Annotated in this window: 12 protein-coding genes and 1 pseudogene; 3 read left to right on the top strand and 10 right to left on the bottom strand. The window is 70.9% G+C overall.

Going from position 1 to position 14459, the window contains the following annotated elements; all coding sequences use genetic code 11:
• Positions 1 to 5 precede the first annotated feature (5 nt).
• The 10 genes and pseudogenes from ACQQ2N_RS02365 to ACQQ2N_RS02320 form a co-directional block, all read right to left on the bottom strand.
• Complete coding sequence (locus ACQQ2N_RS02365) at positions 6 to 1151, bottom strand: glycosyltransferase family 4 protein (RefSeq protein WP_440224070.1); 1146 nt, start codon at positions 1149 to 1151, stop codon at positions 6 to 8.
• Positions 1151 to 2191 (bottom strand): GDP-mannose 4,6-dehydratase, encoded by a 1041-nt coding sequence (locus ACQQ2N_RS02360; protein WP_440224069.1) that lies wholly within the window; start codon positions 2189 to 2191, stop codon positions 1151 to 1153. The genes ACQQ2N_RS02365 and ACQQ2N_RS02360 overlap by 1 nt, the downstream gene beginning before the upstream one ends.
• The gene (locus ACQQ2N_RS02355) at positions 2188 to 3687 is read right to left on the bottom strand and encodes a glycosyltransferase family 2 protein (RefSeq protein WP_440224068.1); all 1500 of its coding nucleotides are present in this window, start codon (positions 3685 to 3687) and stop codon (positions 2188 to 2190) included. The genes ACQQ2N_RS02360 and ACQQ2N_RS02355 overlap by 4 nt, the downstream gene beginning before the upstream one ends.
• The gene (locus ACQQ2N_RS02350) at positions 3684 to 6296 is read right to left on the bottom strand and encodes a glycosyltransferase (RefSeq protein ID WP_440224067.1); all 2613 of its coding nucleotides are present in this window, start codon (positions 6294 to 6296) and stop codon (positions 3684 to 3686) included. The genes ACQQ2N_RS02355 and ACQQ2N_RS02350 overlap by 4 nt, the downstream gene beginning before the upstream one ends.
• Before the next feature lies 1 nt (position 6297).
• On the bottom strand, positions 6298 to 6570 hold the full coding sequence (locus ACQQ2N_RS02345; RefSeq protein ID WP_440224066.1) for a hypothetical protein: 273 nt from the start codon (positions 6568 to 6570) through the stop codon (positions 6298 to 6300).
• A pseudogene (locus ACQQ2N_RS02340) lies at positions 6567 to 7178 on the bottom strand (ABC transporter ATP-binding protein); the annotation flags it as partial. The gene ACQQ2N_RS02345 and the pseudogene ACQQ2N_RS02340, both read right to left, overlap by 4 nt.
• Positions 7179 to 7276: 98 nt before the next feature.
• Positions 7277 to 8038 (bottom strand): ABC transporter permease, encoded by a 762-nt coding sequence (locus ACQQ2N_RS02335; RefSeq protein ID WP_440224065.1) that lies wholly within the window; start codon positions 8036 to 8038, stop codon positions 7277 to 7279.
• Positions 8039 to 8108: 70 nt separating this feature from the next.
• Positions 8109 to 9494 (bottom strand): ArnT family glycosyltransferase, encoded by a 1386-nt coding sequence (locus ACQQ2N_RS02330; protein WP_440224064.1) that lies wholly within the window; start codon positions 9492 to 9494, stop codon positions 8109 to 8111.
• Positions 9495 to 9496: 2 nt separating this feature from the next.
• Positions 9497 to 10207 (bottom strand): class I SAM-dependent methyltransferase, encoded by a 711-nt coding sequence (locus ACQQ2N_RS02325; RefSeq protein ID WP_440224063.1) that lies wholly within the window; start codon positions 10205 to 10207, stop codon positions 9497 to 9499.
• Positions 10204 to 10713: a hypothetical protein gene (locus ACQQ2N_RS02320; RefSeq protein WP_440224062.1), complete on the bottom strand. Its 510-nt coding sequence runs from the start codon at positions 10711 to 10713 to the stop codon at positions 10204 to 10206. The genes ACQQ2N_RS02325 and ACQQ2N_RS02320 overlap by 4 nt, the downstream gene beginning before the upstream one ends.
• A gap of 84 nt (positions 10714 to 10797) precedes the next feature.
• Here ACQQ2N_RS02320 and ACQQ2N_RS02315 point away from each other — a divergent pair, with 84 nt between their 5' ends.
• Genes ACQQ2N_RS02315 through ACQQ2N_RS02305 form a run of 3 tightly spaced genes read left to right on the top strand, consistent with a single transcriptional unit; the run spans position 10798 to position 14454 of the window.
• A complete protein-coding gene (locus ACQQ2N_RS02315) occupies positions 10798 to 11985 on the top strand; it encodes a hypothetical protein (RefSeq protein WP_440224061.1) in 1188 nt (395 codons plus the stop codon).
• On the top strand, positions 11982 to 13355 hold the full coding sequence (locus ACQQ2N_RS02310; RefSeq protein ID WP_440224060.1) for a hypothetical protein: 1374 nt from the start codon (positions 11982 to 11984) through the stop codon (positions 13353 to 13355). Before ACQQ2N_RS02315 ends, ACQQ2N_RS02310 begins: the two co-directional genes overlap by 4 nt.
• Before the next feature lie 16 nt (positions 13356 to 13371).
• Entirely contained in the window at positions 13372 to 14454 is a 1083-nt protein-coding gene (locus ACQQ2N_RS02305; RefSeq protein WP_440224059.1) for a glycosyltransferase family 4 protein, read from the top strand.
• Positions 14455 to 14459 lie beyond the last annotated feature (5 nt).

Here is a 14459-nt window from a genome sequence, read left to right as displayed (position 1 = left end):
GCGACTCAGCTGCGTGCGGTGAGCTCGGCGTAGGTCGCGACGGTTTCGTCGACGCAACGCGACCACGGGAACGCGCGCGCGTGTTCGACGCCGAGCACGCGTGCGCCGGCACGCCAGGGCTCGTCGGTGAGCAGGCGTTCGAGTCCGTCGCGCAGCTCACCCTCGTCGAAGGGATCCACGCACAAGGCGACGTTGCCGGCCACCTCGGGCAGGGACGACACGTTCGAGGTCAGCACCGGCACGCCGCTCGCGAGTGCCTCGAGCACGGGCAGTCCGAATCCCTCGTAGATGGACGGAAACGCGAAGGCACGAGCGCCGGCGTAGAGCAGCGGGAGATCCTGTTCGTCGACGTAGCCCAGCCGGCGTGCGGAACCTTGCGCTTCGAGCGGTGCGAGCGTGCGTTCGAGGTCGCGGTTGAGCCAGCCGCGCGCACCGACGATGACGAGCGGATGGCGCGTGCGCAGCGCCGCGGGAAGCGCCGCGTACGCGCGGGCGAGCCGGGCGAGGTTCTTGCGCGGCTCCTGGGTCGCGACGACGAGCAGGTAGGCGTGGGCTTCGAGCGAGTGCCGCGCGAGGGCTGCGTGCAGTTCCTCGTCGGAGCGCGGTCGATACGAGGGATCCACGCCGAGCGGGATCGTGCGCAGCTTGTCGCGGGGCACGCCGAGCCGTGCGTGGACTTCGTCCGCGATGAACGTCGAATCGGTGAGCACGCGATCGGCGCGCTCGAGCGTGCGCGGCAGGTGGCGGTCGAGGAAGCGCACGCGCTCGACGGGGTGCGTCTCGGGGTAGTTGAGTGCCGAAAGATCGTGCACCGTGGTCACCGCGGGACCGTCGAACGGCATGAGGATGTAGTTCGGCGTATGCAGCACGAAGGCCCGCATGCGTCGCGTGTGGGCACGGAACAGCGCGGAACGCAGGCGTGCGTAGAGTTCGAGCGCATGCGTCTTGAACGGCAGGTTGCGCCGGAGCGTGGCGATCGTGCGGTTCGCGGCGAGTGCATGGGCGGGATCGTCGACCCAGTGGAACGCGGAGTAGAGGCGCAACTCCTCGATCGCGTCGTGGCGCGCGAGTCCGTGGGCGAGTTCGAGGGCGTAGCGGCCGATGCCGGTCAGCGGTGCCGTGATCGCGTCGACGTTGAGGATGACCCGCATCAGCGCGGCCCTCCGGCGCGTTCGCGTGCGAGATCGGCCTCGACCATGCGCCGGCAGAGATCGCCCAGCCCGACGCGTGGTTCGAAGCCGAGTTCGCGGCGTGCCTTGCCTGCGTCGCCGACGAGCAGCGGCGCATCGACGGGACGGAACAGCACGGGGTCGATGCGGATGCGCACGACGCCGCCGGCATCGCGGGCGACTTCGTCCTCGCCGCTTCCCTCCCACGCGAGATCGATGCCGGCCGCGGCGAACGCCGTCGTGGCGAAGTCCCGCACGCTCGCGGCCTGGCCGCTCGCCAGCACGTAGTCGTCGCCGCGCGGGCGCGAGGCCATCGCGAGCATCGCGTCGACGTAATCCGGCGCGTAGCCGAAATCGCGTTTCGCATCGACGTTGCCGAGTGCGACGTCGGTGTCGAGGCCGAGCGCGATGCGCGCCGCGGCACGCGTGATCTTGCGGGTCACGAACGCGGGATCGCGCAGTTCGGATTCGTGGTTGAACAGGATCGCGCTGCTCGCGCGTAGCCCGAAGCTCGCGCGCCAGGTGCCGACGGCTGCGTGGGCGAGCAGCTTGGACAAGCCGTAGGGCGAGGTCGCACGGGTCGGGGTGGCTTCGTCCTGGGGCGCATGCGCAGGCGTGCCGAAGATCTCCGCGCTCGAGGCGAGCACGAGGTGGGCGTCGGCGGCATGCGCACGCAGGGCCTCGAGCAGGTTGACCGTGCCGATGCCGTTCGCCTCGAGGCTGCCGCGCGGATCGCGGAACGACTCCGCGACGCGCGACTGTCCGGCGAGATGGAACACGGCGGTCGGTCGCATCTCGGCGACGAGCCGTTCGCATGCCGTCGCGTCGCGGGGATCGAGTGCATGCGTGGCGAGGTGCGCGTGCCCGGCGATGCCGAGTTCGTCGAGTCGCCAGCCCGATGCCGGGCTCGACACACGATGCGTGCCGGTGACGTGCCAACCATCGCGCAGGAGGCGTGCGGTGAGCCAGGCGCCGTCCTGTCCGGTCATTCCGGTGACGAGCGCGCGCATCGTCGACGTCATGGGTGATCTCCCTCGAAGCTGCGTTGCGCGCGCCGCGCATCGCTCCACGCCAGGTCACGCGTGGCGGGATCGCCGGACGTGGCCACGGCGATGCCCAGGCGCGTGGCCTCGCGTGCGAGCATCGAGGCCAGGCGGGGCGGCGTGATCGATGCGGTGTCGAGCACCTCGAAGGCATGGCGTTGCAGCCAGTGCGCGAGCAGTGACGAGGTGACGTCGGTCGCCGCGGCGTGTTCGACGACGTCGCACCTTTCGCCATGGCGTGCGAGCACGATCTCGTGTTCGACGGGGGCGATCTGCCAGGCCTCGTGGAGGCCTGTCGTGCCGCCGATGCCCGGGCCGGCCAGCACGCGCGGCCTCGGCGCCTCGCCCGCGAGCGCGAATGCGCGACGCACGCGCCAGTCGAGCACGCGGCGCACGGGCGAGAACAGCATCGCGCCGACGTCGCGCTCGTAATCGGGCCAGCGCTCGCGCAGCACCTGCATGCCGGCTCTTCCGAGTGCTTCGCGGCGTTCGATGCCGAAGCTCTGGCTGCGCTCGTGGTGCACGTAGACGTCGCCCGCGACGACGTGGCGCCGACCCTGCGCGCTGGCGCGCTGGCAGAAGTCGTTCTCCTCGCCGTAGCCCTGCGGGAACGCTTGCTCGTCGAGCATGCCGATCGCGTCGATGACGTCGCGACGGATGTACAGGCAGAACCCGTTGCCGGTCGGCAGCTCGGGCTGCACGAAGCCGGCCTGTTGCCACAGCGCGCGTGCAGTGTCGTCGAACGACCAGTGGGCAGGCCCTTCGCAGGCCTGTTCGAGTTCGGGCACGGAGAACGCGCCCGCGTTGTCGGAAACGGCCGTGGCGGTGGCGATGTCGGCGGATCGCCATGCCGCACGCCGCAGTCCGGTCAGCCAGTTCGCGGCGACCTCGGTGTCGGCATTGAGCAGGACGACGTCGTCGCGTCCGGCGTGCGCGATGCCGCGGTTGGCTGTCGCGGTGAAGCCGCGGTTGCGCTCGTTGCGCAGGATCTCGACACCGTCGCGTCCCTCGAACGTCGCGAGCATCGGCGCGATCGCGGGATCGGGGCTCGCGTCGTCGATCACGACGAGCCTTGCCGGCCCCGTCGTGTGCGCGAGCACCGAGGCGAGGCAGCGAGCGACGGCCGAAGGGGCGTTGTAGACCGGCACGACGATCGTGACGCGGTATTCCATGGGATGCGCTCCGGCGTCGACGAGGGCCTCGATCGTGTCGTCGACGCGGGGCAGCGCGACGATGCCTTCGTGCAGCGCATCGCCATCACGCTGCGCGCGCACGCCGACTCGGAAGGTGTGCTCGCGCGACGGCGCGAACGGAAGTGCGATCGAGGTCGAGCCGTCTGCCGTGACCTCGACGGGTGCGAACGCGATGCCCTCGAGAACGATCCACGCGCCTGCGGGAGCACCGTCGACGTGCAGGCGGCCTTCGCTCCAGTGCAGCGCGATCGCCGGCTTCGGCGGCATTCCGGCGCCGGTCATGCCGTTGCATCCCGGTCGAGGATGCTGCGGTCGGCGATCGCATCGCGCAATGCGGCTTGCGATGCCGTGAACGCGATGTCGTCGATCGACGCGCCGGCATGCGCGCGACCGGGCTCGATCCACGCGAGGATGGTGTCGTCGTCCGGCATCGAGAGGCCCTTCACGCCAGCCTCGACGAGCGCGTCGAACATCGCGCGCGCGGTGGCGACGGGAGCCGCGACCAGCGCATCGTAGTCGACGACGATGCGTCGCCAGCCGCGCGTCGTGTCGAAGGCGTCGCGCGTGTAGCGCTCCCACAGCGCCGTCGCATGCCCGGCGGACATCGCATCGCGCTGCGCGAGCGAGCGCGCGACCGCGGTCGGCTCACGCACGACATGGACGAAGACCGGATGCGTCAGCAGCGGCAACAACTCGCGCGCGAGCAGGCACAGGCGCGGCTCCTTGATGAACCAGGGGCGCCTCGGCTCGAGCGTGTCGAGCACCGCTGCCGCCTCGCGGCGGAACGCGTCGATCGCGGCCGGAGGCGACTCGTCGGGAGGCGTGCGCCAGTCGCCGCCGGCCGTGGCGAGGCGGCGCACGCAGGCCATGTGGAGCTCGCCATGCTCGAAGTGTCCCTTGGGATTGTCGGGACCCTTGAGCAGGGCATCGTCAGGTCCTGCCCATGCGCCGAACAGGTGGAGCAGGCCGCCGATGCTCGACGTGCCCGAGCGGTGCATGCCGAGCACGACGATCTGGCCGCCGGGTTGCGCGGCGTCGGCGGGGTGATGGGCGCGCGGTCGCGCCGCGGGAAGCCCGATGCCCGCGCCACTCCCGGCGAGCGCGATGATCGCGTCCGCGGTCGCATCGATGTCGTGCCGTGCGGCGAAGTCCGCGGCGCGTCGCCGCGCGAGTGCCTTGAGCCCGTAGCGCTGCACATGCACGGATTTCAATGTCGCCTCGAGTGCCTCGGCATCGGACTCGCGCCAGCGCAGGCCGTGCGTCCCGGTGGCATCGGCCGGCGTGGTGGCGACCTCGACGCCCCACCGCTCGACGAGTTCGCGCTGGCTGCCGTACGCCGGCGCGACCAGGATCCGCCCGGCGGCGACCGCCTCGTGCGCATGGATGTCCCAGCCGCCGCCGCGTCGGGCGCTCACGTAGGCATCGGCGTGGGCGAGGAGTTTCGGCCACTCGTAGTCGTGGAAGTTCCAGCCCGCCATGAGCCTCGTGCGTCCGCCCTCGCGTGGCTCGACCAGCGGGCGCAAGCGATCGAGGATGGTCATCTCGTCGTCGCCAGGACGGATGTAGACGACGAGTTCGACCGCGTCGTCGGCATGGAACGCGCGACGGAAGGCCGTGACGAGCACATCGGGGGCGTCGCGATGCCAGTCCTCGACGACGGCCATCCAGGTGAACGCACCCGCGGGATGCGGCATGGCCGGCACGTGCGGGTGTGCATAGTCGATGTCGACGCCGAACCGCACCACGTCGATCGCGGTCGTGACGCCGGAGCGGCGCAACAGGTCGCGCTGGTCGATGTCGGGAACGATCAGGCGGTCGATCCCGTTGGCACCCGCGACCCAGTCGGGGGGCACGGCATCCCATTCGGAGAAGGCCAGCGCGGTGCGATGTCGGCCGCGCGCGGCGCGTGGCGCGCCGGGGGCACAGGCGAATGCGACGTCGGGCAGCGCAGGCATGCTGCGCGCCGCCGCCACGGCGATCCGGAAATCCGAAACGTCGGCAAGCTCGTGCATCGCGGGTTCGAAGGCCATGCGCAGCCCGCGGGCATCGAGGCGCCTCACGAGCATGCGCGACAGCTGGGCGTGCACGTGGCTCGCGCGCGTCACGCCGTGCCACAGGCCGTCGCCGCGATACGCGTCGATCAGGCGCTGCTGCCAGCGCGAGGCGAACGTCGCGCGGCTGCGGGCCCAGAGGCCCTTGCGGAAGCCGCCGTCGTCCTTCGTGGACCCGTGCTGGTCGTGGTGGACGGTCACCGCTCCCGCGACGACCGTCGCGACTCCCGCGTCGGCCGCCCGCAGGCAGTAGTCCGTGTCCTCGTAATAGCTGTGGAACGCCTCGTCCAGCGTGCCGACGCGGTCGAGGCAGTCACGGCGCAGGTACGCGACCGCGAACGCGATGCCCTGCACGCGTCGCGTGCGCAGGTACTGGCCGACGTCGAGTTCCATCTGGCCGGATTCGCTCTGCTGCCCCCAGAGCTGCTCCGGCTCGATGAACCCGCCGGTGTGCATCAGGCGACGCCCGGGCTCGGCCTCGAGGAGTCGGCATCCGACCACACCGTGGTCCGGGGCGGCATAGGCCGCGTCGCGCAGGCGCTCAAGCCAGTCGCGCTGACGGATGACGAGGTCGTTGTTGAGCAGCACGACGTCGTCGTGGCGGCGTGCCGCGGCGATGCCGGTATTCATGCCGCGCACGAAGCCGAGGTTCTCGGGAAGGCCGATGATCCGCACCCGGTCGGCGTACGCGGCGAGCGCCTCGCGCGTCTCGTCGGTCGATCCGTTGTCGACGACGATGATCTCGGCGTGCGCGAGGTCGGTCGCGAGGACGCTGTCGAGGCAGCGCCGGGTCAGCGGCCACTGGTTCCACGCGAGGATGACGAGTGCCGTGCCGCGCATGTCAGCGGCTCCGGATGTCGTCTCGCCACAGCACCTGGATCGCCGATTCCACGTCGACGCGCGAGTAGTTGCCGACCGGCGTCAGCAGCAGGTCGGCGCAGGTGTCCGTGGCGGTTCGCGCCGTCGCCGGCGCGCCTGGCGGCGCGCGCATGGCCAGGCCTACGTCGACATGCTCGTCGTCGACGCGTCGCGCGGCGGCCGCGAGGATGCGCCGCGGCGTCGTGCCGAGCCGGTGCGCGAGCTGCACGAGGCGCAGCACGTCGTCCCGCGTCACGGAGCCGGCGCCTCGTGGTGCAGGTCGCGGTGGTAGGCCTCGAACACGCTGTCGCGGTCTCCCTCGAGCACGCTGCGGCCGTGCTCGACCCACAGCAGCCGGTCGCACAGCGAGGCGACCTGCTGCTCGGCGTGGCTCACGAGCACCACCGTGTGTCCCTGGCGCATGCGCTCGCGCAAGGCGTTGCCCGACTTCTCCTGGAACTCGGCATCGCCGACGGCGAGGACCTCGTCGATGAGCAGGACGTCCGGCTCGGCCTGGATGGCCACCGAGAAGCCGAGGCGCATGACCATGCCCGACGAGTACGTCGCGATCGGCTGCTCGAAGAAATCGCCGAGCTCGGAGAATTCCTGGATCGCGGGAAGGCGCGCGACGATCTCGCGATGGCGCAGGCCGATCATGAGTCCCGACAGGATCGCGTTCTCGCGCCCCGACAGGTGCGGGACGAAGCCGAGCGCGAGCGACAGCAGCTGGAACGACGCGTTGGTGCGCCGGATCGTGCCGCGATCGGGCTGCAGGATGCCGGCGAGCGTGCGCAGCAGCGTGCTCTTGCCGGCACCGTTGCGGCCGATCACGCCCAGGCGCTCGCCGCGGCGCAACGTCAGGCTGACATCCTCGAGGGCCCAGAAGCGGCCACTGCCGACCCTGCGCTGCGCGCTGAAGGCGACGCCGACGTGCTCGAGTTCCACGAGGGTCTCGCTCATGTTCAGCTCGCCAGCTTCGGATAGCGCGGGGACAGCTTGTGCACGACGGCCATGCCGATCGCACAGACGACCGTCGACGTGATGCCGACCTTCAGCAACGCGATCGCATCGGGCCATTCGCCGCGCATGAGGATGGCACGCGAGGCGTCGATCAGGCTCGCGACGGGATTGAGGGCGATCAGTTCGCGCACCGGAGGCGATGCCTGGTCCAGCGAGAACACCACGCCGGACAGGAACATCACGAACGTCAGCACCTGCTCGATCACGAAACGCAGGTCCGGCAGCAGCGGAACCACCGCGGCGACGCAGAAGCCGATGCCCGCGGCGAACAGGAACGTCGCGACGAAGAGGAGCGGGAGCGCCGCGTAGGCCGGCGAGGGCGGGTGGCCGCTGCACCACAGGATGACGAGCAGCAGCGCGAGGATGTAGAAGAACTTGACCGTGTCGGCGAGCATCTGCACGAGCGGGAACACGATCACCGGGAGGCGCGCCTGGCGGATCAGGCCGAGGTTGCTCCAGATCGCGTAGCCGCCGTGCGTGATGCACGACTTCATCCATTGCCACATCGTCAGGCCGATGAGCAGGAAGGGCAGGTAGTCCGGGCCGCTGCTCTTGAGCACGACCGCGAAGACGAACCAGAACGCGGCCATCATCATCGCCGGTTCCGCGACCCACCAGATCAGGCCGAGATAGCTGCGGGAGCGCTCGGCGCGCAGTTCGGCGTACGTGCTGAAACGGATCAGTTCGAGGACGTGCAGGCGCATGAAGGGGACGGCGGTAAAGCGGAAGTGAAGGATAGCGCAACACGCACGGACCGACTGCCGGCCCGTGGGGTCATCGGCAGTTGCCGTCGAGCCACGGGCCCAGGAAGGCCAGCCCGAGCAGCACGATGGTGCCGGCGCATCCCGAGACGAGGCGCAAGGGCGTGACGACGAGCACCCGGCCCGCCGCATCCTGTCCGCGGTGCACGAGTGCCGCAAGCGCAGGTGCGCCGAACAGGCACAGGAACGGCATCATCTGGAACACGTAGCGGGCCATGACGTGCAGGCCCGAATACAGCGCGAGCTGGTAGAGCAGGAGCGCCGCGGCGACGAGGACGATGGCCCGGTCCCAGCGGCGCCACAGCGCGATGCCGAACGCGGCGAGCGCGAGCGTGAGGGCGTGCGCCGCCTGCGCCGCGGCGGATAGCCATGGTGTCGGCGTCGTCGCGGCATACGCGCCCAGGCGTCCCGCGCAGGCTTCGCCGGGCAGCTGCGACACCAGCAGCGTCTTCGCGCTGAACAGCCGGAAGTACTGGGTCGAGAGCCGTTCCCAGGCCAGCGTCGCGAGGCCGCGCTCGCCGACCGTGTCGAGGATCCTGGCGGTGTAGGCGGCGTTGCGCTGCTGCGGCGTCGTGCCGCTCTCGAGGAACGCCTTGAGCGCGGGTGCGCCGGCTTCGTCGATGTAGTCGCTGCGGCTCATGTCGCGCAGGCCGACGTGGAGGTTGTAGATCGAACTGTCGGCGATGATCGGTCGCCCCGTTTCCTGGTAGCCCTTCCACAGCGCCGGGGCGGTCGCGAGTGCGATGCCGGCGACGAACGCGGTCGCCGGCATCCACGCGACGCGCCAGCGTCCCTCGCCGCGCGAAGCGAACGCGACGAGCAGCAGCGGCCAGAACGCGCCGAGCAGGCTCTTGAACAACAGAGCCAGGCCCGTCAGCACGCCCGCGGCCAGCGCGGCGGACAGGCCCGGCCCGCGTACCGTGAACAACAGCGCGAGCGCGCCGAGCAGGCAGGCGAGGTGAGTGACCTCCGGCCACAGCCAGTGCGCGTACGCGAGCGAGCCGGGATTGAGCAGGAACAGCGCACCGGCGTACCACGCCGTGCGTGCATCGAACACGCGAGAGGCAAGGCGGGCCAGCAGCAGGGCGCATCCCGCGAGCAGGCCGATCTGCACCACCTGCACGGCGACGACGTGCGGGCCCGCGAGGGCGTAGATCGCCGCGATGAAGGCCGTCTGCCCCGGTGGCCAGATGTGGCTCTCCGCGACGGGTTGACCGGCCAGCCAAGCGAGCGCACGCCTGTTGTAGTCGAACTCGTCGCCGATGAGCGGCTTCGTGGACGGCTCGTAGTAGAGCCAGAGCAGCAGCAGGTTGGCGAGCAGCCAGGCCGAGACGGCGATCGCCCAGGCCGTGCGTGACGGTGCCGCGTCGGCACCGTGCCGTGTCGGCGCGTGGTGCACGCTCAGAGCGGCGAGAACGCGGCCATGCGCTGGCCGCGGGGATGGCCGAAATCGCCGATCAGCCTGGCGCGCATGCCCACCCGCGCGGCGAGCGTCTGGAGTTCCTCGAACGACTGGTGGAACGGATCCTGCGTGTACGAGGTGGTGATCTCGCCCGGTGCGTGCGTGATCGGATCCAGATGGGCGGTTTCCGGAGCTTCGAAGAACGTGACGTAGAAGGTGCCGTTCTGCTCGAGCACGTGACGCACGCGCTTCAGGCAGGCCTGGATATGGTCGGTGAACAGGTGGGTGATCACGGACACGGCGATCGCGTAATCGAACGTCTCCCCGAAACGGCCGACGTCGAAGTTCGCGTCGGCGACGAGCCGGGCGCCGCGCTGGTCGAGTCCGGCCAGCGCGAGCTCGTGGTGGCCGGCATCGACCAGGGAGGCATTGGCGTCGATGCCGCAGTAGCGCCCCTTGTCGAGGTAGCGCACGAAGTGCACGCCACCGCGCAGCGAACCGCAGCCGACGTCGAGCAGGCGGTGGAACGGCTGCAGTCCCTGGCGGCGCAGGAACTCGAACTGCAGCGTGCCGATGTCGTCCCACATCGCGCCGATCATGGTGCGGTGCTCGCCGCGGCGGATGTCGTCCGCGTCGAGCGCGCGCCAGTAGCCGTTGACGCCCTGCATCGCGGCGGCGCTGGGATCCACGCGGTCGGGCGTGTCGCTCACGGCGCGGCGTCGGCCTTCGGCGAGCGCTTCGCGGGGGCCTTGAACGTCGGCGTGAACTTCTCGCGCACGCCGGCCGTGCTGATCGACTCGATGTAGTACCAGTACTCCTTGCACGGATCGATCGTGTCGTCGCGGAACTGGTAGCGCTGCGTCTCGTCGGTCGTGCCGGCGCCGATCACGGGATCCTTGGTGAGCTTGGTGAACTCGCCTTCCTCGGCGTCGCCGCGGTACACGTCGAAGCCGAAGTTGTCCTGCTCGCTCGCGAGCGTCCATTTCGGCGTGTTCGCGAGGCGCTGGTCGGCCGGTACCGCGGACTGGTCGCCGCATTCGCCTTCGGGCGGTCTGGCCGGTGCTTCCGCGACGGGGGCCGGCGTGGCGGGCGCTTCCGCGGGCGTCGCAGCGGGAGGTGGCGATGCAGCAGGCGCCGCCTCGGGGGCCTTCTGGCTCGACTCGCCACACGCGGCGAGGGCCAGCACGGCGAGGCTGGAGAGGACGATCAGGCGCATGGCGACTCCCAATGGATGTGGTCGAGAAGGGAAGATCCGCGCGTCCTCTGGACAGGGCGGGGCTCGCACAACGATAGTCGGCCGATGCATCGGCTGGCAACTTCGCTGCGCGTGACGCATCCGCGCGTCCTCCTCCTGTTCCTCGCCGCGCTGGTGCTCGGCGTGCCCGCGGGCACTTCCGCGGCCGGCCTGCGCGTCGCGACGACGCCGTCGGGTGAGCTTTTCCCTGCGCTCGATCTTTCCCAGGCGGGCGGCTACGACGCGACGTCCGGAGGCGGCAACGGCCTCCTGCGCATCCATGTCGATGCGGCGCGACCGTCGCGTGAACTGCGCCTCGTGGTGGAGACGGACGGACTCGTGGCGCCGAGCGTCGTGACCGTGCCGGCGGGCGGCGCATTCGTCGCGAGGCCGCTGCTGCGCTGGGATGCCGCCGGGTTGCGTGGCCTCGCCACCACGCGTCGGCAGCCGTTGCGCGTGCGCCTCGAGGATGGTGGCGTGGTCCTCGCCGAGCAGGCCGTGCAGGTGAGCGTGCATCCCCTCCACGAGGCGCTCTACTACGTGCGCGACGGCGAGGCGAGCGTCGATCTCGGCTGGGCCTTCGCCGCGTGGGTCGATCCCCACGATCGCGTCGTCGACGAGCTGATCGCCCTCGCCGCGGGCGAGTCCGACGTGCCGTTGTCGTCCGCGCGCGATCGCGCCACGCGGCTCGCGCAAGTGCGTGCTCTGTGGCGCGCGCTCGAGCGTCGCGGCATCCGCTACGCGAATGAAGGCGCCGCGATCAGCCAGGGTCCCGTGATCTTCAGCCAGCGCGTGCGCCTGCTGTCGGACACGTGGGACGGGCGTGTCGCCAACTGCCTCGACGGCAGCGTGCTCATCGCGTCCGCGCTCGAGCGCCTCGGCATCCCGGCATCGATCGTCCTCGTGCCGGGGCATGCGTTCATCGGCTTCCAGGCCCAGCATGGCGCGCGCGGCATGGAGTTCCTCGAGACCACGTTGCTGGGCCCGGGTGGCAAGGCGAGGCTGGCCGCCGGCACGACGCGCTTCGATGCGGCACTCGCGGCGGGCATGGCGAGCTACCGCCGCGCGCAGTCACGCCTCGACGGCCGCCACCGTCCGCACTATGCGGTCGTCGACATTCCGGTGGCCCGCAGCTATGGCATCATGCCGCTCGCCGCGGGGCAGGGTCCCTTGTCGTCCGCTGCCGGACACGCTCCGGCGAACGAGGCGGAAGACCTGCGGCGCCCCTCCCCCGGACATCCCTCGCCGCCTTGAATCCACCCAATCACGACCAGTCGCTCGATCGCGTCAAGGACGAGATCCGCGCCGAGGCGGATGCGATCCGCCAGAGCCTTCCCCAGCGTCGACCGGTGACGCACATCCTGCCCGTGAACTCGGCGGGCAGCGGCGCCGCGCCGCGTGGCGGCGACGTGACCGACCGGTCGAGGCGCGATTACACGATTCCCGAGCTGTGCGCGTCGCAGTACGGACATTTCGTCGAGACCGCGATGCGCGCGCTGCTCAAGCGCCCCGGCGATCAGGCGGGGCGTGACCTGCATGTCGCGCGACTGATCGCCGGTGCCTCGAAGATCGAGATCCTCGGCGACATCGCCTACTCGGCGGAAGGGCGCGCGGTCGGCGTGAAGGTCGCGGGCCTTAGGCCGCGCTACCTGATGGCCAAGTTCTGGAAGATCCCGCTGCTCGGTTACGCGGCCGAGTGGGTCTTCCGCATGATCCGCCTGCCGGTGTTCGCGCGTCAGCTGCGCGCCTCCGAGACCTACCAGAGCGCACAGACCCACATCCTCACGTCGTCGCACGAGAACCTGCAGCGTCAGGTCGAGGCCCTCGCGGCCCGCATCGATGCGATCGCGGTGGCGCAGTCCGGCCTTCGCGACGAGTTCGCGTCGCGTGCACGCGACGCGACGCGCGACACCGAGGAAGTCCGCGAGCTGGTCAAGCGCGGCAGCTCCGAATCGGGCGAATTGCGCCACCTCGTGCTCGGTGTCAACCACTGGCTGGCGTCGCTGCGCAAGAACCTCGCCGACGTCGAGGCCGAGCAGGCCGAAGCCGCCCGCGAGGCCGACGGGTTCGTCGCCGATGTCGTGACGCGGGCCCTCGCCGGAGACGGCGGGCGCGAGCTGCGCCTGCTGGCGTGGTCATCGGTCGTGGCCGGTGGGGTGCCCGAAGGCGGCACCGTCCTCGATCTCGGTGGCGGCAAGGACTGGCTCGCGGTGCTGGCGTCGCGAGGCCTGCGTGTCAGTGGCGTCGCCGAAAGTCCCGCCCTCGAGGCGATGGCGCGCGCCGAAGGCCATCACGTCGCCGCGAGCGATCCCGCGATCGTGCTCGCGCGCACCGGCGACGCGACCCTGCATGGACTGACCGCGCTCGCGATCGGCCCGGTCCTGCGCCGCATGCCGATGGCTGCGCTGCTTGCCACGGCGCGCCGCGTGCTGCGTCCAGGAGGATTCGTGCTGTTCGGCTTCGGCAACGAAGCCTCGCATCTCGCCGACCGCCTCGCGGGCCATGCCGACATCGGCATCGCCCCGTCGCTGCTCGCCGAAGCGCTGTCCGCCGCGGGATTCACGGACGTGCAGCGTGCCGACACGCCCGACGGCGTCGTCGCCGTGAGCGCGACACGCGCGTGAGCGGCGCCGCGCGCCGATGAGGGTCGCGATCCTCGTTCCCGAGTTGCGCCGCCACGACGCGGTCAGCAACGACAGCGTGCAGATGTGCGCCGCGCTGCGTGCGCAGGGGCACGAGGTGCGCGTCTTCGCACTCGCCGCCGAAGGAGTGGACGAGCCCGTCGGCGACCCGTCGACGCTGCCGGGATGGTTGCGCTCGCCGCGCGATGTCGTGATCTACCACTTCTGCACGCGCTGGGATCTCGCGCTGGACCTGCTGTCGCGCGTGCGCGCGGTGCGCATCGTGCGCTACCACAACATCACGCCGGCCGGCTTCTTCCGTGGCTGGTCGAAAGGCCACGAGACGGCGTGCGAGGACGGTCGCAGGCAGGTCGGCAAGCTGGCACGCATGGGCTGCGAGCTCTACCTCGGCTGCTCGCCGTTCAATCTGGAGGACTTCGCCGCCGAAGGCGTGGACGCCTCGGCCTGTGCGGTGCTGCCGCCGTTCCACGAGTGCGCGAGCCTGCTCTCCGAAAGCTCCGACCGCTCGAAGCTGCCGGATACCGGCGACGCCCCCGTGCTGCTGATGGTGGGCCGCGTCGCGCCGAACAAGGGGCATCTCGAGCTCGTCGATGCGCTCGCGGCATGCCGCGCGGAGGTCGACGAGGACGCGCACCTGCTCGTGCTCGGCAAATGCCCGCCGAGTCTCTCGGCCTACGGGGACGCCGTGCGCGCGCGCGTCGCGGAGCTCGGGCAGCAAGGTCACGTCACTTTCATCGACGACGCGCGCGGTCCCGATCTGCGTGCGGCGTTCGACGCCGCCACGGCGCTCGTCATGCTCAGCGCGCACGAGGGCTTCTGCGTGCCGGTCGTCGAGGCGCTCGCGCTCGGCACGCCGGTGGTCGCCTACGCCTCGAGTGCGGTCCCGTGGACGCTCGGCTCCGCCGGACTCTCGTGGGACGAGCGTGATCCGGCGCTGGTCGCCGCCTCGATCGCGCGCCTGCATCGCGACGCGGCGCTGCGGGCGGATCTCGTCGAGGCCGGGCGCGCGCGCTACCGCGACACGTTCTCTCCCGAGGTGCTCGCCGGCGAACTCGCCCGCGTGATGGAGCGCTTCGCATGAACCGG

It is taken from the genome of Dokdonella aquatica (assembly GCF_051987395.1).
Lineage (GTDB): Bacteria > Pseudomonadota > Gammaproteobacteria > Xanthomonadales > Rhodanobacteraceae > Dokdonella.
Note: the sequence above shows the minus strand (reverse complement) of the source record. Positions and strands in the feature narration are given on the sequence as shown.

Excerpts from the sequence above, each read along its gene's own strand:
- ACQQ2N_RS02360 (WP_440224069.1), bottom strand. The coding sequence starts at position 2,191 with ATGACGTCGACGATGCGCGCGCTCGTCACCGGAATGACCGGACAGGAC.
- ACQQ2N_RS02320 (WP_440224062.1), bottom strand. The coding sequence starts at position 10,713 with ATGCGCCTGATCGTCCTCTCCAGCCTCGCCGTGCTGGCCCTCGCCGCG.
- ACQQ2N_RS02315 (WP_440224061.1), top strand. The coding sequence starts at position 10,798 with ATGCATCGGCTGGCAACTTCGCTGCGCGTGACGCATCCGCGCGTCCTC.
- ACQQ2N_RS02350 (WP_440224067.1), bottom strand. The coding sequence starts at position 6,296 with ATGCGCGGCACGGCACTCGTCATCCTCGCGTGGAACCAGTGGCCGCTG.
- ACQQ2N_RS02305 (WP_440224059.1), top strand. The coding sequence starts at position 13,372 with ATGAGGGTCGCGATCCTCGTTCCCGAGTTGCGCCGCCACGACGCGGTC.
- ACQQ2N_RS02365 (WP_440224070.1), bottom strand. The coding sequence starts at position 1,151 with ATGCGGGTCATCCTCAACGTCGACGCGATCACGGCACCGCTGACCGGC.
- ACQQ2N_RS02335 (WP_440224065.1), bottom strand. The coding sequence starts at position 8,038 with ATGCGCCTGCACGTCCTCGAACTGATCCGTTTCAGCACGTACGCCGAA.
- ACQQ2N_RS02355 (WP_440224068.1), bottom strand. The coding sequence starts at position 3,687 with ATGACCGGCGCCGGAATGCCGCCGAAGCCGGCGATCGCGCTGCACTGG.